The sequence below is a fragment of the Mycobacterium sp. ZZG genome (assembly GCF_054786995.1).
The window spans coordinates 19138-38568 of sequence record NZ_JBTBFV010000041.1; the positions used below are offsets into that span (position 1 = coordinate 19138).

Below are 19431 nucleotides of genomic sequence, written 5' to 3' on the forward strand. Positions count from 1 at the left end.
ATCTCGGCCGTGCGTAGACTGACGGGATGCTTGAACAGATCCGCGGTCCCGCAGATCTACAGCACCTGTCGCAGGCGCAGATGGAGGACCTGGCCCGCGAAATCCGTGACTTCCTGATCCACAAGGTCGCGGCGACGGGTGGGCATCTGGGACCCAACCTCGGCGTTGTCGAGCTCACGCTGGCGCTGCACCGGGTCTTCGATTCCCCGCACGACCCGATCCTCTTCGACACCGGGCACCAGGCCTACGTGCACAAGATGCTCACGGGTCGCAGCCAGGACTTCAATTCGCTGCGCAAGAAGGACGGCCTGTCCGGCTATCCGTCGCGCGCCGAGAGTGAGCACGACTGGGTCGAGTCCAGCCACGCCAGCTCAGCGCTGTCCTACGCCGACGGTCTGGCCAAGGCGTTCGAGCTGTCCGGGCACCGCAACCGGCACGTGGTGGCGGTGGTCGGGGACGGTGCGCTGACCGGCGGCATGTGCTGGGAGGCGATGAACAACATCGCCGCGTCGCGTCGCCCGATCGTGATCGTGGTCAACGACAACGGCCGCAGCTATGCGCCGACCATCGGCGGTTTCGCCGAACACCTCGCCGGCCTGCGGCTGCAGCCCGGCTACGAGCGCTTCCTGGAGGAGGGCCGCAAGGCGGTCCGTGGCGTGCCGATGATCGGCGAGTTCTGCTACCAGTGCATGCACAGCATCAAGGCCGGCATCAAGGATGCGTTGTCACCGCAGGTGATGTTCACCGATCTCGGCCTGAAGTACGTGGGGCCCATCGACGGTCACGACGAGCACGCCGTGGAAAGCGCGCTGCGGCACGCCCGCGCGTTCAACGCCCCGGTGGTGGTGCATGTCGTGACCCGCAAGGGCATGGGCTACGCGCCCGCCGAGAACGACGTCGACGATCAGATGCACGCGTGCGGTGTCATCGACCCCCAAACCGGTCTGGCCACCTCGGTGCCCGGGCCCGGCTGGACGTCGACGTTCTCCGAGGCGCTGATCCGGCTGGCGAGCAAGCGCCGAGACATCGTCGCCATCACCGCCGCGATGCCCGGACCCACCGGATTGAGCGCGTTCCGGGAACGCTTCCCGGATCGCTTCTTCGACGTCGGTATCGCCGAGCAGCACGCGATGACGTCGGCCGCGGGGCTGGCCATGGGCGGCATGCACCCGGTGGTGGCGATCTACTCGACGTTCCTCAACCGCGCGTTCGACCAGATGCTGATGGACGTCGCGCTGCACAAGCTGCCGGTGACCATGGTGCTGGACCGCTCCGGGATCACCGGACCGGACGGCGCCAGCCACAACGGCATGTGGGACCTGTCGATCCTGGGCATCGTGCCCGGCATGCGGGTCGCCGCACCACGCGACGGTGCGCGCCTGCGGGAGGAACTCGGCGAAGCTGTCGAGGTCAACGACGGCCCCACCGCCGTGCGGTTCCCGAAAGGCGATGTCGGCGAAGACATCCCGGCGATCGAACGTCGCGACGGGGTGGACATCCTCACGCTTCCTGCCGAGGGGATGTCCGAGGACGTGCTCGTGGTGGCCGTCGGTCCGTTCGCCGCGATGGCGCTGGCGGTCGCCGAACGACTGCGCAACCAAGGCATCGGTGTGACCGTGGTGGACCCGCGGTGGGTGCTGCCCGTGCCCGAACAGATCGCGACCCTGGCGGACCGGCACAAGCTCGTCGTCACCATCGAGGACAACGGCGGTCACGGTGGGGTCGGATCGGCGGTGTCGAGTGCGTTGCGTCGCAACGAGATCGATGTGCCGTGCCGGGACGCCGCGCTGCCGCAGGAGTTCTTCGCCCACGCCTCGCGGGGTGAGGTGCTCGCCGAGGTCGGGCTGACCGAACAGAGCATCGCCCGCCAGATCACCGGCTGGGTGGCCGCGCTCGGCGCCGCCGCCGGTGACAGCGAGGTCAGCGAGCGCGTCGACTGACGATGGCGAAAACCCACTCCGCCCGCCTCACGGCGGGCGCCGTGCTGACGATCGCTGCGCTGGTGGGCTGTGCTCCGACCGCGGATGCCGCCACACCCATGTGGTCCGGCCTGGACGCCCGGGCGCTGGAGGTGCCCGCCGCGTCACCCGGCACCCTGCTGGACACCGTGCCGCTGGACCCGGCGCTGTCGGTGCCGGGGGCCGGCGCCGCCTACCGCATCCTGTACTCCACCATCGACCAGCACGACCGCCCCGCGGTCAGCACCGCGGTGGTGTTCACCCCCAGCATCGCTGCCCCGCAGGGTGGGTGGCCGGTGATCGCGTGGGCACACGGCACCGTCGGGCTCGGTGACGACTGCACCCCGTCGGCGCTGCCACGCAGCGGCCGCGACAAGGAGTATCTGTCGCACTGGCTCGACCAGGGCTACGCGGTGGTGGGCAGCGACTACACCGGTCTGGGCACACCGGGGTTGATGAGTTATCTGAACAGCCGGAGCACTGCACGCGCCGTGGTGGACTCGGTGATCGCGGCCCGCCGGATGGATCTCGATCTGTCGCCGAAGTGGGCCGTCGTCGGACAGTCGCAGGGCGGGGGAGCCGCCGTCGCGACAGCCCGGTGGGCCACCGAGTTCAGCGCCGGTCGCGGGCTGGACTACCGCGGCGTCGTCGCGACCGGCACCCCGGCCAACGTCGAGAACATCGTCAAACAGGCCGGCCCCGACATGGCCGTCCCGCCCGAACTGGGCCCGATGGGCAGCGCCTACACCGCTTACATCGTCGCCGCGCTGCGAGAGGCCGGTCCCGACCTCGATCTGGACCAGGTGCTGACCCCGGAAGGCCGGGCCGCCGCGGACAAGGCCGAAACTCTCTGCGCCGCAGAGCTTCCCAGTGCACTCAAAGGGCTGAAAGTGCCGGAGTTCTTCACCGCGCCGATCGCGTCGATCCCCGGCGCCCCTGAGGCGATCGACGCGTACATGGGCGTCCCCGCAACGGGATACGACCGCCCGGTGTTCCTCGGCGTCGGGATGCAGGACCGTGACGTCCCGCCGAACCTGACGCTGCGGTTTTCCGAACTGCTGACCGACAACGGCCAGGGCGTGACGCTGAAGGTGTATCCGGATTCCGACCACAGCGGCACCGTGCTGGCCTCGATTCCCGACTCGACGCCGTTCCTGGCACGGGCGCTGGCCTGAGCGCCGCCGGTCAGTGGCCGAACCGCGGTATGCCGGCCGGGGTTTGACTCGTCGGCCCAGGTGATCGCATAGTGTATCCAATCACCTGAAAGCGAGAGCCGATGTCACCGCGCACCGCAACCAAACGTTCTGCATCGCGGAACAACGACGAGCGCGACGCGTCGACGGCCTCGGCCGCGGGTGCCGACCGCGGACGCCGGTCGGACTTCGTCCGCCCCAAAACCGCCCAGCAGGCTGTCGTGGAGGCGCTGCGGCACGACATCACGACGGGCAAGCTGGCACCCGGCAGCTGGATCGTGCAGGAGGCCGTGGCCGAACAGTTCGGCATGTCGCGCATCCCGATCCGCGAAGCACTCAAGACGCTGGAGGCCGAGGAGTACATCACCTATGTGCCGCACAGCGGCTACCGCGTCACCAAACTCAGCCTGGGCGACCTGGTCGAGGTGTTCACCCTACGCGCCATCCTGGAGGAGGCGCTGATCCGGGATGCGATGCCCGGGGTCACCGACCAGATCGTCGACGAGATGCGCAGCTGTAACGCCGAAATGGACAAAGCGCTCGCCGACGGCGATCTGATCTCGGTGGGCGTGTTCAACCGGCAGTTCCATTTCCTGACCTTCCACGCCAGTGGGATGGCCCGCACCAAGCGCATCGTCACCCAGTTGTGGAACACCGCTGACGCCTACCGGCCGATGTACTCGCCGCTGCTCGACATGCCGAAGGTCTGCCACGAGCATGTGGCGATGATCGAGGCGATGGCCGCCCGCGACGTCGAACGGATGGTGGCGCTCAACCACGAGCACCGCGCCCACGCGATCGAGCCGATCCACCGGATCTTCGATTCCGAACCCGACACGCCGGCGTGACGGTCGCCGACCGGCTGCGCGAGCTGGGCTTGTCACTTCCTGCAGCGCCGCCCCCGAAGGGTGCCTATTCCCCGAGCCGGCGGTGCGGCGACCAGCTCTGGGTCTCCGGAGCGACGGCCCGCCGCGCCGGCGTGCCCGCGTTGCGCGGGGTCGTGGGCGACGACGTGACCGTCGAGACCGCCGGGGAGCAGGCGGCGCTGGCCGCGCTGAATCTTCTCGGCGCGATCGAGGCCGCCGTGGGGCTGGACGCGGTGAGTACAGTGATCCACCTGCGCGGCTATGTGCGCGCGGTCGGCGAGTTCGACGCTCACCCGGCGGTCATCGACGGAGCATCGAAGGTGTTGATCGATGTGTTCGGCGCCGACGTCGGTGCGCACGCGCGGACCGCGATCGGTGTCGCATCGTTGCCCGGTGGGGCGTGCGTGGAGCTCGATCTCGTGGTCAGCGTCGCACCGGCCTGAGGCGCTCCAGCCAGCGCCCTATCGCCAGGCCCAGCGCGAGCCCAGCGAATCCGTTGACCGCCAAGGTGATCCATTCCGGAAGCGGCACCGGGGCCGGGTGCGACGGACGTTCGCCGGTCCTGCCGGGCGCGGGCGCGGGACCGCCGGCGATCACCGCGTCGAGTCGCTCGACGAACTGGCCGATGATGCGGTTGCTCACCGGGACGATTGCGCTCTTGCCGAACTGCGCGATGCGGCCGCTGAGCTCGACGTCGGTGGTGACGGTGACGACCGTACGGCCCGCCTGTTCGCGGGCCACCAGGCGCACCGTGGCCTCGGTCGACCCGTTGCCCTTGCGGTCGGCGGCGGTGCCCGAGACCACCATCTCCCTGGCCGCGTCGTCCTGTGAGACCAGAGTCGCCTTGCCCGCCAACGTCATTCCGATCGGTCCGACCTTGACGGTGACGCGGGCGTGGTAGTCGGCGCCCTCGTGACGGTCCAGCTCGGCACCCGGGACGCACCGCACGACGGTCGGTATGTCGGTGAGCACCGCCCATGCGTCGTCCAGTGGCGCGTCGACCGTGAACTCGTTCATGAGTTTCATTCACTGCCTCCGGTTGTGATTCCGACTACCTAACCCTACGATTGGATACGATATACAGCAATCGCACACTCGCCCCGAGGAGGCTTTCCGAATGCTGAGCATGGGTGCAGGACTGTTCCCGACCGAACCGGCGGGGGCGATGTGTTCCTATGTCCGGCTCTGTGAGGACCTCGGGTACGACCATGTCTGGTTCGGCGATTCCCAGAACATTTGGCGGGAGTCCTCGACGGTGATGGGCGCCGCCGCGGTCGGCACCGAGCGGATCGTGTTCGGCACGGGGGTGACCAACGCGGTCACCCGACACCCCTCGCTACTGGCCTCCACGTGGGCCACGTTGGCCGAGTTCACCGGCGGCCGAGTCGCTCTCGGTATCGGCACCGGGGATTCGTCGTTGCGGACGATGGGCCTCAAGCCGCTCAAGCTCGCCGAACTGGAGAAGTCCATCACGGACCTGCGCGCGCTGTTCCGCGGCGAGAAGGTCGCCGAACCCACCAGCGGGGCCGAGTACCACCTCAACTACCTCAGCGGCCCGGTGGACATCCCGATCTACATCGCCGCGTCCGCGCCCAAGATCCTGGAGATGTCCGGCCGCATCGCCGACGGCGTCATCGTGCTGGTAGGCACGGCACCCGAGTTCATCGAGGGTGCGCTGCGGACCATCGAGCGGGGCGCGCGGCAGAGTGGGCGCACGCTCGATGACCTCCACATCGTGCTGTGGACCCCGACGGCGATCGGCGAAGACAGCACCGAGGCGCGAGATCTGGTGCGCGCACACGTCTCCCGGGTCGCGATCCGCCCGTTGCCGGCCAAGGTGGACCCCTCGCTGGAAAAGGCCATCGACCGGATCAGGGAACAGTACAACTACTACGAGCACATGAACCCCGAGGCCGCGCACGCCGATCTGGTGCCCGACGAACTCGTCGATCTCTTCGCGCTGGCCGGCACGCGGGCAGAGTGCGCCCAGCGACTCAAGGAGATCGAGTCGCTCGGAGTCGACCAGGTGTCGATCGTGCCGTTCGTGCGGCCCGGGCAAAGTCGCGAGGGCACGATCCGCGCCTTCGCCGACATCGTCAGCGGCCGCCAGGGGTGAGCCGCTCCGACGCCGCGGATCTGCGCCCGTACCCGGCGCCTGGCAGTGCCGTGCCCGGGGCTCCGCCGGCTTTGAAGCGCGCGCTCACCCCGGCCGATGGCGTCGTGCACTCTCGGCCTGCACCGCCGGTCGTCTCCCAATATGCTGACGTGCGGCGCGAGCAGCAGACGGCGGAATCGGCGCACGGATCCGGTCTGCGTGCTGCCTCGGTGCTGTTGGGTGTCGCGGCCGGGCTGGAATTGGCGGCAATGTTACCCAGGCGACATCGCCCCTAAATATTGCTCTACATCACACTTCTTCGTATAGTGTATCCAATATTCAAACCCCTTCTGGAGGCGTCCCACATGTCACGGTTTCCCAAGGTCATCGGTGCAATCGTCGCAACGTCCGCACTGCTCGTCGGCGCCACCGCGTGCGCTGACGAATCTGCCGGACCGGCCGACGCCGGTGGCAGCGCGGGAGCCACGACCGACACGCTGAGCATCTCGGCGACCGGCGTCGACAGCCTGCCCTTCATGGCGATCCTGACCGCGGGAATCAACAAGAAGTGGTTCGAGGAGGAGGGGCTCAAGGTTGACCTGTTCTCCGGGGGTGGCGGCGGCAATACGCTGCGCGTGGTGACCAGCGGTGACGCCGACATGGCGATCGCGGGCAACAGCTCGGTACTTCTGGCTGCGCAGCAACCGAATTCGAACCTCAAGGTCGTCGCGCCGTGGTTCCAGGTCAATGACTTCTCGTGGATCAGCCCACCCGGGCGTTCGATCGAGGGCGCCGTGCTGGGCTTCAGCTCGGCCGGTTCGTCGACCGAGCTTCTGGTCAAGGGCCTGGAACGCGAACTCGGCCAGGGCGTCCGGGCCCAGGCCGTCGGCCAGATGGGTGACAACTGGACCGCCGCCAAGGCCAATCAGATCACCGCGGGCTGGGCGATGCAGCCGTTCATCGCCGAGAAGCAGGCCAGCGAGAACGCCGAGGTCCTGATCAACTCCCGCGACGTGCTGGGCGACCTGCCGGCCGACCTGGTCGCAGTCAACACCGACTACGCCGAGGCCAACCCCGAGAACCTGAAGAAGTTCTTCAAGGTCGCCGACCGGCTCAACGAGTGGGTCGTGTCCAACCCCGACGAGGCCGGCGCCGAGATCGGACCGCTGGTGGGGGTCTCCCCGGAGGTCATGCAGGCCGCCCTGCGCAACAGCCCCGATCTGGCCAAGGCTTACTCGCTCAAGGTCGATCCCGAAGGCCTGAACAACCTCTCCGACTTGATGCTGGCCGCCGGTCAGATCGACCAGCCCGTGGACTGGGCCACCGTGCTCGACCAGCAGTACCTGCCCGAGGACGACCGCGCCACCTTCTGACCGACCGTCGACTCCAGCCCACGACCGAGCGAAAAGGTAGCGACTTGAACTCACCAGGCATCGAGATGACCGGAGTGTCAGTCGTATTCGACACTCCCGCCCGCCGGGTCACGGCGGTCACCGGTATCGACCAGAGTGTTCCGCATGCGAGCTTTGTGTCCATCGTCGGACCGAGCGGATGCGGGAAGTCGACGCTGCTCGCGGTGGTTGCGGGGCTGCAGAAGGCGACCACCGGCACCGTCAGCGTCGCCGGCAAGCCGGTGACCGGCCCCGACCCCAAGATCGGCGTGGTGTTCCAGGAGGACTCGACACTTCCCTGGCGCACCGTCGAGGAAAACGTCAGCTTCGCTATGGAGATGATCGGGGTTGCGAAGGAGGCGCGGCGCAGGCGGGCCAAGGAGGCCATCGACCTGGTGGGCTTGAGCGGATTCGAGAAGTCCTATCCCTCACAGCTTTCCGGGGGTATGCGGCAGCGCGTCGCGCTGGCGCGCACGCTGGCCGTGCAGCCGGAGGTGGTGCTGATGGACGAGCCGTTCGCAGCCCTGGACCAGCAGACCCGGCTGTTCCTGGGTGCCGAGGTGCGCCAGATCTGGGCCAGGACCAAGCAGACGATCATGTTCGTCACCCACGACATCTCCGAGGCGATCCTGCTCTCGCAACAGGTCTGGGTGATGTCCTACCGTCCCGGCACCATCATCGACGTCGTCGACATCGACCTGCCGGGGGAGCGCGACGCCGGGGTGGTCTCAACGCCGCGGTTCAACGAGCTGCACAACCGGATCTGGGGATCCCTGCAGGCCGAGTCGATGCGCGGCTTCCAGCAGCAGGAGACGGCGGCCACGTGAGCACCTCGTTCGCAGCCACCGACGACCTGCCCACCGAGGCCACGCCGCCCGGCACGCCGGCTGGACCGCAGCGCCGCGGGCGACGGTTCGGAAAGCTGGCCTACAGCGCGGGGTCGACAGTGCTGCTGCTGCTGGCGTTCACCGCGTTCGCCGAGATCGGTTCCGCCGCGGGCTGGTGGAACGACCATGTGATGCCGGCGCCGTCGGTGATCGTCGCCGAGCTGGGTGTGCTGCTCACCGAATCGCAGTTTTGGCTTGATGCGCAGCGCACCGGCATCGAGGTGGCGCTGTCGATCCTGTTCGGCTGTTTGTTGGGGTTCGCCGCGGGCCTGCTGTTCTGGAAGGTGCCGTTGCTGGGCCGGGTGTTCGAGCCCTACCTGGTCTCGTTCTATGCCGTACCGCTGGTGCTGTTCTATCCGGTGATGATTGTGCTCGTCGGTATCAACTCGATGTCGGTGATCATCCTGGCCACCATCATGGCGGCCATCCCGATGGCGTTGAACACCGCCGTGGGCCTGAATCAGATGCCGCCGGTGTACATGAAGTTGGCGCGCTCACTGAGAGCCTCGCCGCGGCAGACGCTGTTCGCCATCGCCATCCCGGCTGCCGGGCCGTTCATCGTCGCCGGTCTGCGGCTGGCGGTGGTGTACGCGCTGATCGGCACCATCGCGATGGAGTTCACGACGGCCCAGGCCGGATTGGGGTACCGCATCCGGTATCTCTACGAAATCTTCGACAACGTCGGCATGTTCGCCTACATCGTGGTCGTGCTGGTGCTCTCGTGCCTGCTCACGGTCGCGCTGGCCACCGTCGAGCGGGTGTTGTTGCGAGGGAGGAACGCGTGACCGCCACCATGCCGGCCCCGAAACCGACCTCGACGGACACCGCATCCGAAACCGTTGCGCCACTCCGTTTCTCGTGGCGGTCCCTGCTGGCCAGCCAGGCGGTCGGGGCCGGCCTGTTGGCGGTGGTGGTGGTGCTCGCCTGGCAGGTGATGTCCGGTCTGACGTTCGTGATCCCGTCACCGGTGCAGACGATCGTGGTGCTGTTCGAGAATCTGTCCGACCCCGCCTACCTGTTCGACCTGCGGGTCACCGCGCAGTCAGTGCTGATGGCGTTCGTGGTCGGTACCGCCGCCGGCGGCGGGTTGGGCCTGATGCTGGGCCTGTCGAGCCGGCTGCGGACGATCTTCGAACCGCTCATCATCGTGCTCAACGGGATTCCCAAGATCGTGCTCTACCCGGTGCTGCTGCCGATCTTCAGCCTGTCGGGTTCCAAGGTCGTGATGGGCGTGCTGTTCGCCCTGTTCCCGGTGCTGATCAACGTGTCCACCGGCGTGCAGGAGATCCCGAAGGTCTACTGGAAACTGGCACGCTCGGTCCGCGCGAATGCCTGGCAGATGTTGACCCACATCATCTTCCCGGCCATCCGGCGTCCGATGCTGACCGGGATCCGGCTCGCCGTCAGCCTCGCGGTGGTCGGCGTCGTGCTGTCGGAGTTCTTCGCCACCCGGCGCGGTCTGGGCAGGGTGGTGCTGCAGGCTTACAGCCACGGTGATTACCCGTCGATGGTGGCCACCATCATGCTGCTGATCACCATCTCGTTCGGCATCTCGATCGCCTTGTGGCAGTGGGAGAAACGGCTACATTGAGCCGATCGGTGGGGAGCTCGGTACGGCGCCGGGAAGACGACCGTATGCTGGCCGGGAACGGACGGTTCCTGGCCGATCACGCGGCGGGCGCCAAGCATGTCGTTTTCATCAGGTCCACCCAACCGCACGCCCGGATCACCGGCATCGACACCGCCGTCGCCGAGCAGATGCCCGGTGTGCACGGCGTTTTCACCGCCGCCGACCTCGGCCTGGAGCACACGCCGATCCCGTCGCTGACCACTCCGGATCCGGACTTCGCCGCGGCCACCTCCCTCGTGCTCGCGCAGCAGCGGCTGGCGATCCTCGCCTCGGACCACGTCCACTTCGTCGGCCAGCCGATCGCCGTCGTGGTCGCCGACGACCGGTATCTGGCCGAGGATGCCGCCGAGCACGTCGTGGTGTCCTATCAGAGTCTGGAGCCGGTCGTCGCCGCCGAGGCGGCGCTGGACCCCGCCGCTCCCGTGCTGTTCGATCACCTGGGCCACAACGAGGCGGCCCGGCTGGAGTACGGGTTCGGTGATCCCGGGCGGGCGTTCGAGGCGGCCGCCCACGTGGTCGAGGACACCTACCGGATGGAGCGCCACGGTGCGGTGCCGCTGGAATGTCGCGGTGTGCTGGCTGAATACGCCGCGACACCGGGGCGTGTGGAGGTGTCCACGTCCACCCAGATCCCGCACATGGTGCGCAACGCGATCTGCTCGGTGACGGGCTGGACGCGCGACCAGGTGAAGGTCAGCGTGCCCGATGTCGGCGGCGGCTTCGGCACCAAGGCCAACGTGTACGCCGAGGAGGTCGTCCTCGCGGTGCTCGCCGAACATGTTCGGCGCCGCCTGATCTGGGTCGAGGACCGGCAGGAACATCTGGTCTCCAGCGCGCAGGCCCGGGACCAGACGCACCGCGTCCGGCTGGCCGTCGACGCGACCGGGCGGATCCTGGGCTGGGACGTCGACTTCGTCGTCGACCTCGGCGCCGGAAGTCTTTGGGTCGCAGGCATCGTGGCCAACACCGCGGTGCACCTGATGGGCCCCTACCGTGTCCCGGCGATGCACGTGCGCGGCCGGGCCGCGCTGACCAACAAGACGCTGGTGGCGCAGTACCGCGGCGCGGGCCGGCCCGAGGCGACGTTCTCGCTGGAGCGCAGCCTCGACGCGGCCGCCGCCGCGCTGGGCATCTCGGGCGCCGAGATCCGCAGGCGCAACCTGCTGACCGCCGCCGACATGCCCTATCCGCGGCCCATCCCGTACCGCGACGGGGTCCCGATCGTCTACGACGGTGGCGACTACCTCGCGTGCCTGGAGTCGGTCCTGGCAGCGCTGCCGCCGTCGGAGGCCGACGTGTGCGCCCTCCAAAATCCGGACCACCGCATCGGTTACGGGCTGTCGTCCTACCTGGAGGCCACCGGGCGCGGGCCGCACGAGACCGGGCGGGTGCGGCTGCTGCCCGACGGCCGGTTCGAGGTCACGGCGGGGGCGGCCTCGGCGGGCCAGGGACACGAGACGGTCTTCGCGCAGGTGGCCGCGGATGCGCTTGAGGTCCCGCTGGAACGGGTGCGCTACGTGGCCTCGGACACCGAGCGCCTCCCCGAAGGGGTGGGCACGTTCGCCAGCCGGTCGGCAGTCCTGGCGGGCTCGGCGGTACACCAGGCGTGCCGTGAGCTGGTCGCGCTCGGCGCGGCGCGGGCCGCGGACCTGATGGGCGTCGGGCACGCCGACTATGCGGACGGCCGCTTCACCGCGGGCCGCGAGGTGCTGGGCTGGGACGAGCTGGCCGCGGCGAGCCGTGTCGGGGGTGCCGGCGAGGGCGGTGCGGCGCTCGACGTGACATCGGTGTACCGGGTCGAGACGGTCACCTGGACCATGGGGGTGCACGCGGTGATCGTGGGTGTGCACCGCCGCACCGGGATCGTGAAGGTGCTGCGCTACGCGGTTTCCCATGAAGGAGGCCGGGAGATCAACCCGCGCATCGTCGAGGGCCAGATCATCGGCGGCGTGGCCCAGGGGATCGGCGGTGCGCTCTTCGAGGCGTGGCGGTATTCGCCCACCGGGGAGCCGACGTCGACCACCTTCGCGGCCTACCACCTTCCGCTGACCACCGATGTGCCGGACGTGATCGTGAACCACCTGCCCGTCGCCACCCCGGTCAATCCGCTCGGCGTGCGCGGTGCGGGGGAGAGCGGCACCATCGCCGTGTACTCGGCGGTGGCCGGGGCCGTCGATGACGCCGTCGGCGGTGGCCTGCACGTCACCAGCACGCCGATCCAGACCGGTGAGCTGTGCCGGGCGATGCAGAGGGTGGCGTCGTGAAGCCGGCGCCCTTCGACTACCACCGGCCCGAAACCGTCGCCGGAACACTGGATCTGCTGGCCGCCGATCCCGACGCCAAACTGCTGGCGGGTGGCCAGTCGCTGTTGACGCTGATGAACCTGCGCCTGGCCCGGCCCTCGGCGGTGATCGACATCGGCCGGCTGACCGAGCTGAACCGGGTCTTCGACGACACCGACGACCTGATCCTGGGCGCGCTGGTGACGCACCGCACCGTCGAGGTGGACCCACTGATCGCGGCGCGCGCCCCGTTGCTGGCCGAGGCGGCGCGGCACATCGGGCACGTCGGCATCCGCAACCGCGGTACCATCGGCGGTTCGGTCGCGCACGCCGACCCTGCCGCGGAAATGCCCTTGGCCACACTGGTTCTCGACGCGACCTTCCATGTCGAGTCGTCGTCGTCCGGGCGGCGCACGGTCGGCGCGGACGAGATGTTCGTGTCGTTCTACACCAGCGCGCTGGCGCCCGACGAGATGATCACCTGGATCTCGGTGCCCGCGATCCGACCGGACCAGGGCTGGGGTTTTATCGAATATGCCCACCAGCACGGTGATTACGGCCTGGCCGGCGCGGGCTGCATGCTCACCCTCGGACCGGACGGGCGGGTCTCGGCGCTGCGTGCCGGCGTGCTGAGCGTGGCCGACCGGCCGCTGCTGTTCGGCGGCGACGACGTCGTCGGCGAGCTGCCGTCCGAGCGGTTGTGGCAGCAGCTGGGCCGGCGGTGGGCCGGCGGCACCGAACCGGTCGCCGACGACACCGACTATGCGCGGCGGCTTTGCGCGTCCGCACTGACCGAGGCGATGACCGCTGCGCACCGGCGCGCCTGCACGGCCGGAAGGGAGCACGATGCACGCTGACACACCCGCGCAGGTGGCCATCTCGTTGATCGTGAACGGCAGGCAGATCTCCCGCGCCGTGGCGCCGCGGCTCACACTCGCCGACTTCCTCCGCGACGAACTCGGGCTCACCGGAACGCATCTGGGTTGCGAACACGGGGTCTGCGGGGCGTGCACGGTGTTCATCGACGGTCGTTCCGGACGGGCGTGCCTGATGCTCGCGGTGCAGGCCGACGGACTGCGGGTCGACACCGTGGAGGGACTCGACCAGTTCGAGGAGGCCGCGCGCCTCAAGCAGGCGTTCACCCGCTGCGGCGGGCTGCAGTGCGGGTTCTGCACCCCGGGATTTCTGGTCAGCGCCGTCGAGTTGCTCCGCGACCCGGATGCGGAGAAACCGCTGACCGCCGAGTCGGTGCGGGAAGCGTTGTCGGGCAACGTGTGCCGATGCACCGGCTATCAGGGCATCGTGGCGGCGGTACTGGACGCCGCGGCGGCGCCCGCCGATGGCGCGGACAGTGCCGAGTCCTGACGGTGAGCCCACCTCGGCGGTGCCGCCCGCCCTGCGGCGTCGACGACCCGCCGAGCTGCTGAGGCCGGTCGGCGCGAGCCGGTGGGGGATGGCGGCCTGGCTGGCGGCCGGGCTCGGCGCGATCCTCGTGGCCACCGCGGCGGTCGGACACGCCGAGCTCGGGTCGGCGATGGGGCTGGGATTCGTGTTGACCGCGGTGCCGTCGCTGCCGCCGACGTGGCGGGCGGCGTTCGCGACCATCGCGATCCGCGCGCTGGCGGTGCTGACCGGCGCGGCGCTGGCCGTGCTGACGGTCGGTCACCCGACGGCGCTGGCGGGCGTGACCGTCGCGGCCGCGGTGTGCGGTGGCCTGCTGGCCCGGGTCGGCCCGACGGCCGCGCTGGCGGTGGTGCTGGTCGCGGTCGACGTGCCTGACGACGGTGGCGCGGAACGGCTGTTGCCCTATGCGGCCGGCGCGCTGGTGGTGGCCGTCGCGTGGACGGCGTGGTTCGTGTGTGCCGAGGCGCTGCGCCGGCGGCGCGGGACGGCGGCCCCCACGGCGCCCGCGGCCGAGCGGGGCTGGCGTGAGTCATGGCCGCACGCGGTGCGGGTGGGGGTGGCCGTCGCGGTGGCGGTGAGCGTCGCCGGTCTGCTGCCCGAGGACCTGGTCGGCGGACACTGGCTTGTCACCAGCGTGGTGCTCACCGTGCAGCCCGCGGCTGGGGACACGGGAATGCGCCTGGCGCAGCGACTTTCGGGTAATGCCGTGGGGGCCCTGATCGCGGCGGTGCTGCTCGGGACGCATCCGTCGATACCGATGGTCGCGGTCGTCAGCGTGGTGTTGTTCACGCTGGCGATGGCCCTGCGGCCGGTGAACTACACCTGGTGGGCGGTGACGGGTCCGCCGGTGCTCCTGGTGATCAGCGAGTACCCGGAGCTCTTCCCCTGGTACGAGGGAGGCGTGCGGCTCGCGATGAACCTGGCCGGCGCGGTGATCGTGCTGGTGGTGGTCTTCGCCGTTCCGGCGTTGACGCGCAGGACATTCCGCACGGGGGCGACGACGATGACTTCCCAGAAGACGGGGCAGGACGATAGTGTATACAAAATCCAATCAAGGAGGCGCTAGGTGACGACCCTGCTCGTGGAGGACATCGGCCTCCTGGTGCACGGCGACCCGCGGGTCGCCCCGGTGCGCGACACCACCCTGCTCGTCGAGGACGGGGTGGTGGCCGGGATCGGGGTCAGCGCCGCAGCACCCGACCAGGTGCTCTCGGCGGGCGGGCTGACGGTGATGCCCGGTCTGGTCGACGGGCACGTCCACCCCACTTTCGGGGAGTGGACGCCGGCCCAGGATGCGATCGGCTGGATCCACAACTATCTGCACGGCGGGACCACCTCGATGGTCTCGGCCGGCGAACTGCACATCCCCGGGCTGGCGTTCGACGCCCTCACCCCCGAACTCGTGCTGTCGATCGCGATCACGTCCAAGCACACCACCGGAAGGATGCGGCCGTCCGGGGTCAAGGTGAACGCGGGCACGGTGCTGCTGGTGCCGGGGATGACCGAAGAGCACTTCGACCGGGCCCACCGTGAGGGCATCGACCAGCTCAAGTTCATCTTCTACGACTGGAGCAGGTTGGGCGACGGCGAGGCCCAGCGCTACGTCCGCTGGGCGCACGAGCGCGGAATGACCGTGAAGCTGCACTCCGGTGGCGTGTCTCGGTCGGGGTCGAGCCGGGTCGCCGGCGCCGACGTGGTGACGGCCGTGGGTCCCGACGTTGTCGGGCACATCTCCGGCGGCCCCATCCCGCCACCGGACGCCGATATCCTGGCGATCATCGATCGTCTGCCCGACACCCACGTCGAGGTCTGCAGTTCGAACAACTACCGGGCCACCGGGATCGTCGTCGACGAACTCACGCGGCTCGGCAGGCTGGACCGGCTCACCCTCGGCACCGACACCCCCGGCGGCACCGGCGTCATCCCGCGCGGGATGTTGCGCGCGGTCTGCTATCTCGCGTCGGTGTGCGGGGTCGACCCGGTGGCGGCCGTCGCCGCGGCGACCGGGCAGACCGCGGCCGCCCACGGCTTGGACACCGGGGTGATCGCCGAGGGCCGACCGGCCGATCTGCTGGTGCTGGGCCCGATCACGGGTTCGATGGCCACCGACGCGCTGGAGTCCTTCGCCCTCGGCGACCTTCCCGGTATCGCGACGGTGCTGGTCGACGGCGTCCCGCTGGTCGCCACCCGCAGCGAGCAGACCCCGCCGCCGAGCCGCTCCGTGACCTGGCGAGGCACTCGGCCACGACCAGAGTCCGGGCGCCCCGTGCCCGTCGGAGCGCATAGCTCCGGCTGCTGCTGACCACCCCACCACGATGTAAGGAGACACCATGTCCGGCCAGCTTTCGCCGCACACCGGTCCGACCACCCCCGATGTGCTGCTACGCGTCGACAGCCTGCTCGACGACGAGGAGCGCCAGATCCGAGACACCGTGCGCGCGCTGGTGAAAGCGCGCATCAGCCCGGACATCGCGACCTGGTACGAGCGTGGCGAACTGCCCGTGCGTGAACTGGCCGTAGAACTCGGCGACCTCGGACTGCTCGGCATGCATCTGCAGGGCTACGGCTGCGCGGGTACCTCTGCGGTGGCCTACGGCCTGGCCTGCCTCGAACTTGAGGCAGGCGACTCCGGAATCCGGTCGCTGGTCAGCGTGCAGGGCTCGCTGGCGATGTTCGCGCTGCACGCGTTCGGCAGCGAGGAGCAGAAGCAGCAGTGGCTGCCCGAGATGGCCACCGGGCATAAGATCGGCTGCTTCGGACTGACCGAACCCGACTTCGGATCCAACCCGTCGGGCATGCGCACCCGCGCCACCCGCTCGGGAGACGACTGGATCCTCGACGGCACCAAGATGTGGATCACCAATGGTTCGGTGGCCGACGTCGCGATCGTGTGGGCGCGCACCGAGGACGGGATCCGCGGATTCGCCGTCCCGACCGACACCCCGGGGTTCACCGCCCGCACCATCAAGGCGAAGATGTCGCTGCGTGCGTCGGTCACGAGCGAGCTGGTGCTCGACGGAGTCCGCCTTCCCGACAGCGCTCGGCTGCCCGGCGCGACCAGCCTCCGGGCGCCGCTGAGCTGCCTCAACGAAGCCCGGTTCGGCATCATCTTCGGGGCCGTCGGCGCGGCCAGGGACTGCCTGGAGAGCGCGCTGAACTACGCGCAGTCGCGTGAGCAGTTCGACCGGCCCATCGGCGGCTTCCAGCTGACCCAGCAGAAGCTCGCCGACATGACGCTGGAGTATGGCAAGGCGTTGCTGTTGGCCCTGCATCTGGGCCGGGCCAAGGACGCCACCGGTCTGCGCCCCGAAGAGGTGAGCCTGGGCAAGCTCAACAACGTCCGCGAGGCCATCGAGATCGCCCGGACCTCGCGCACCATTCTGGGAGCCAGCGGCATCACCGGCGAATACCCGGTCATGCGCCACGCCAACAATCTGGAGTCGGTGCTGACCTACGAGGGCACCAGCGAGATGCATACGCTGATGATCGGGCAGGCCCTCACCGGCGTCGCCGCGTTCCGCTGATCGCCAGGAGTCGCTGTGGCAGAACCGATCGACGAGTACTTCACCACGGTCGTCTCGTCGCTGACCGCGCCGGACGCCGGGAAATACGATGCGTTGCAGGGGGTTTGCGCCCAGGACTGCATCGACGTGTTCGACGCGCAGCTGGGTAGCCGGCATCTGGACCTGGCCGCCCGCTGGTTGCGCGCCCAGGGCAAGGGTTTCTACACGATCGGTTCCTCCGGTCACGAGAGCAACGCCGCCGTCGCGGCCGCGCTGCGCCCCACCGACCCGGCGCTGCTGCACTACCGTTCCGGCGGGTTCTTCCTGGCCCGCGCACAGCAGGTGCCAGGCAGCGATCCGCTGCGCGACGTGCTGCTCGGTATGGTCGCGTCCACCGACGAGCCGATCTCGGGCGGACGGCACAAGGTGTTCGGCCGACACGACCTCGCCGTGATCCCCCAGACGTCGACCATCTCCTCGCACCTGCCACGAGCGGTCGGCGTGGCGTTCGCGATCGTGCGGGCGCGCAAGCTGCAGGCGGACAGCGCATGGCCTGCCGACGCGCTGGCGGTGTGCAGCTTCGGTGATGCGTCGGCCAACCACTCGACCGCCGTCGGCGCGATCAACACCGCGATGCACACCGCCTACCAGGGCATGCCGTTGCCGCTGCTGTTCGTCTGCGAGGACAACGGCATCGGCATCAGCGTCAAGACCCCGCGGGGCTGGATCGCGCGCACCTATCGCGGCCGCGAGGACCTGAGGTACTTCACCGCCGACGGGACGAACCTGCCCGAGGTGCTGACCGCCGCCGGGCAGGCCGCCGAATACGTTCGGGCCAAACGCCGTCCGGCATTCCTGCATCTGCGCACCGTGCGACTGATGGGACATGCCGGCTCGGATTACGAGCCCGGCTACCGCAAGAACGACGAAATCACTGCCGACTACGAACGCGACCCGGTGTTGTGCACCGCGCGCCTCCTCGTCGAGGCGGGCGTGCTCACCCCCGCGCAGGTGCTGGACCGCTACGAGGCCAAGCGCGCCGAAGTGCTCGCTGTGGCCGAGGAGGTCGCCGACCTGCCGCAACTGGACAGTCCGCGGGCGGTGATGGCGCCGTTGACCGACGCTTTCGACGAGGCGGTGCGGGCCGGGCGCGCCGCCGCGGAGGCCGAACCCGTCGGCACGGAGTCGGCGCCGCTGACGGTGGCCCAGGGCATCAACCGGGCGCTGGCCGATGTGCTGGCCCGGTACCCGGAGGCGATGATCTTCGGCGAGGACGTGGGCCGCAAAGGCGGCGTCTACGGCGTGACGCGCGGGCTGCAGGCCAGGGCCGGTACCGCCCGCGTGTTCGACACCCTGCTCGACGAGCAGTCGATTCTTGGGCTCGCGCTGGGCGCGGGCATCTCGGGGCTGCTGCCGATTCCCGAGATCCAGTACCTGGCGTACCTGCACAACGCGGCCGACCAGATCCGCGGTGAGGGCGCGACGCTGCAGTTCTTCTCCGACCGGCAATACCGCAACCCGATGGTGGTGCGCATCGCCGGCTACGGCTACCAGAAAGGGTTCGGCGGACACTTCCACAACGACAACTCGATCACCGCGATCCGCGACCTGCCCGGCGTGATCGTCGCGTCACCTGCCCGGCCCGACGATGCCGCGGCGATGATGCGCACGTGTGTGGCGGCCGCGCGGGCGGCCGGCGTGGTGTGCTTGTTCCTCGAACCGATCGCGCTGTACCACACCCGCGACCTGCACGACGACGGCGACGATCGATGGCTTGCTCCCGACAGTGGCGGCGCGGTGCCGATCGGACGGGCGCGGGGCTACGGCGCCGGCCGCGATCTGACCATCCTCACCTTCGGCAACGGGCTGCGGATGAGCCTGCGGGTCGCGCGCAGACTCGCCGCACGCGACATCGACGTGCGGGTGGTGGACCTGCGCTGGCTGGCACCGCTTCCGCTGGCCGACATGCTCGCCGAGGCCGAGTTGACCGGTCGGGTGCTCGTGGTCGACGAGACCCGCGAGAGCGGCGGCGTCAGCGAGGGCATCCTGACGGCATTGATCGACCACGGCTACACCGGCGCGCTGGCGCGGGTGGCCAGCCACGACAGCTACATTCCGCTCGGCGACGCTGCGTTGGAGGTGCTGCTGTCCGAGGAGACCGTGGAAGCGGCCGCGATCAAGCTGGTGTCGACCGGCCGCTGACCGCACCTGGAAGCACCGGA

17 protein-coding genes are annotated in these 19431 nt (G+C 69.3%); 16 read left to right on the top strand and 1 reads right to left on the bottom strand.

Translation table 11 applies throughout. The annotated features are described in order from the left end of the window. Positions 1-26: 26 nt before the first annotated feature. The 4 genes from dxs to ACXMYJ_RS20440 all read left to right on the top strand — a co-directional run bounded on the left by dxs (position 27) and on the right by ACXMYJ_RS20440 (position 4460). Entirely contained in the window at positions 27-1940 is a 1914-nt protein-coding gene (dxs, locus tag ACXMYJ_RS20425) for a 1-deoxy-D-xylulose-5-phosphate synthase (protein WP_260751787.1), read from the top strand. Positions 1941-1942: 2 nt separating this feature from the next. After that, positions 1943-3133, top strand: a complete 1191-nt coding sequence (locus ACXMYJ_RS20430; RefSeq protein ID WP_460358692.1) for an alpha/beta hydrolase family protein — start codon at positions 1943-1945, stop codon at positions 3131-3133. 101 nt (positions 3134-3234) lie between these two features. Then, positions 3235-3999 carry a GntR family transcriptional regulator gene (locus tag ACXMYJ_RS20435; protein WP_260751789.1) on the top strand — a complete coding sequence of 255 codons (765 nt, stop codon included), beginning with the start codon at positions 3235-3237 and terminating at the stop codon, positions 3997-3999. Continuing rightward, positions 3996-4460 (top strand): RidA family protein, encoded by a 465-nt coding sequence (locus ACXMYJ_RS20440; RefSeq protein WP_460358693.1) that lies wholly within the window; start codon positions 3996-3998, stop codon positions 4458-4460. The genes ACXMYJ_RS20435 and ACXMYJ_RS20440 overlap by 4 nt, the downstream gene beginning before the upstream one ends. On the opposite strand, the gene ACXMYJ_RS20445 is transcribed toward ACXMYJ_RS20440, so the two are convergent. Next, positions 4441-5034, bottom strand: a complete 594-nt coding sequence (locus ACXMYJ_RS20445; RefSeq protein WP_460358694.1) for an SRPBCC family protein — start codon at positions 5032-5034, stop codon at positions 4441-4443. The genes ACXMYJ_RS20440 and ACXMYJ_RS20445 overlap by 20 nt on opposite strands. A gap of 109 nt (positions 5035-5143) precedes the next feature. Between ACXMYJ_RS20445 and ACXMYJ_RS20450 the strand changes: the two genes are divergently transcribed. From ACXMYJ_RS20450 to ACXMYJ_RS20505, 12 genes are all read left to right on the top strand, one after another. Next, positions 5144-6133 (top strand): LLM class flavin-dependent oxidoreductase, encoded by a 990-nt coding sequence (locus ACXMYJ_RS20450; protein ID WP_260751793.1) that lies wholly within the window; start codon positions 5144-5146, stop codon positions 6131-6133. Between the two features lie 344 nt (positions 6134-6477). Beyond that, positions 6478-7485 carry an ABC transporter substrate-binding protein gene (locus ACXMYJ_RS20455; RefSeq protein ID WP_260751794.1) on the top strand — a complete coding sequence of 336 codons (1008 nt, stop codon included), beginning with the start codon at positions 6478-6480 and terminating at the stop codon, positions 7483-7485. A gap of 65 nt (positions 7486-7550) precedes the next feature. Continuing rightward, positions 7551-8330 (top strand): ABC transporter ATP-binding protein, encoded by a 780-nt coding sequence (locus ACXMYJ_RS20460; protein ID WP_460358695.1) that lies wholly within the window; start codon positions 7551-7553, stop codon positions 8328-8330. Beyond that, the gene (locus ACXMYJ_RS20465) at positions 8327-9175 is read left to right on the top strand and encodes an ABC transporter permease (protein ID WP_443188749.1); all 849 of its coding nucleotides are present in this window, start codon (positions 8327-8329) and stop codon (positions 9173-9175) included. Before ACXMYJ_RS20460 ends, ACXMYJ_RS20465 begins: the two co-directional genes overlap by 4 nt. Next, complete coding sequence (locus tag ACXMYJ_RS20470) at positions 9172-9981, top strand: ABC transporter permease (RefSeq protein ID WP_260751800.1); 810 nt, start codon at positions 9172-9174, stop codon at positions 9979-9981. Before ACXMYJ_RS20465 ends, ACXMYJ_RS20470 begins: the two co-directional genes overlap by 4 nt. A gap of 44 nt (positions 9982-10025) precedes the next feature. Then, on the top strand, positions 10026-12284 hold the full coding sequence (locus ACXMYJ_RS20475) for a xanthine dehydrogenase family protein molybdopterin-binding subunit (protein WP_460358696.1): 2259 nt from the start codon (positions 10026-10028) through the stop codon (positions 12282-12284). Continuing rightward, a complete protein-coding gene (locus ACXMYJ_RS20480; RefSeq protein ID WP_260751802.1) occupies positions 12281-13159 on the top strand; it encodes an FAD binding domain-containing protein in 879 nt (292 codons plus the stop codon). The genes ACXMYJ_RS20475 and ACXMYJ_RS20480 overlap by 4 nt, the downstream gene beginning before the upstream one ends. After that, complete coding sequence (locus tag ACXMYJ_RS20485) at positions 13149-13667, top strand: (2Fe-2S)-binding protein (protein WP_260751803.1); 519 nt, start codon at positions 13149-13151, stop codon at positions 13665-13667. The genes ACXMYJ_RS20480 and ACXMYJ_RS20485 overlap by 11 nt, the downstream gene beginning before the upstream one ends. Then, positions 13654-14772, top strand: a complete 1119-nt coding sequence (locus ACXMYJ_RS20490; protein WP_260751804.1) for an FUSC family protein — start codon at positions 13654-13656, stop codon at positions 14770-14772. Before ACXMYJ_RS20485 ends, ACXMYJ_RS20490 begins: the two co-directional genes overlap by 14 nt. Then, positions 14773-16008, top strand: a complete 1236-nt coding sequence (locus ACXMYJ_RS20495; protein ID WP_460358697.1) for an amidohydrolase family protein — start codon at positions 14773-14775, stop codon at positions 16006-16008. A 28-nt stretch (positions 16009-16036) separates the two neighbouring features. Next, positions 16037-17230 (top strand): acyl-CoA dehydrogenase family protein, encoded by a 1194-nt coding sequence (locus ACXMYJ_RS20500; protein WP_260751807.1) that lies wholly within the window; start codon positions 16037-16039, stop codon positions 17228-17230. A gap of 15 nt (positions 17231-17245) precedes the next feature. Continuing rightward, on the top strand, positions 17246-19411 hold the full coding sequence (locus tag ACXMYJ_RS20505) for a thiamine pyrophosphate-dependent enzyme (RefSeq protein ID WP_460358698.1): 2166 nt from the start codon (positions 17246-17248) through the stop codon (positions 19409-19411). Positions 19412-19431: the final 20 nt, after the last annotated feature.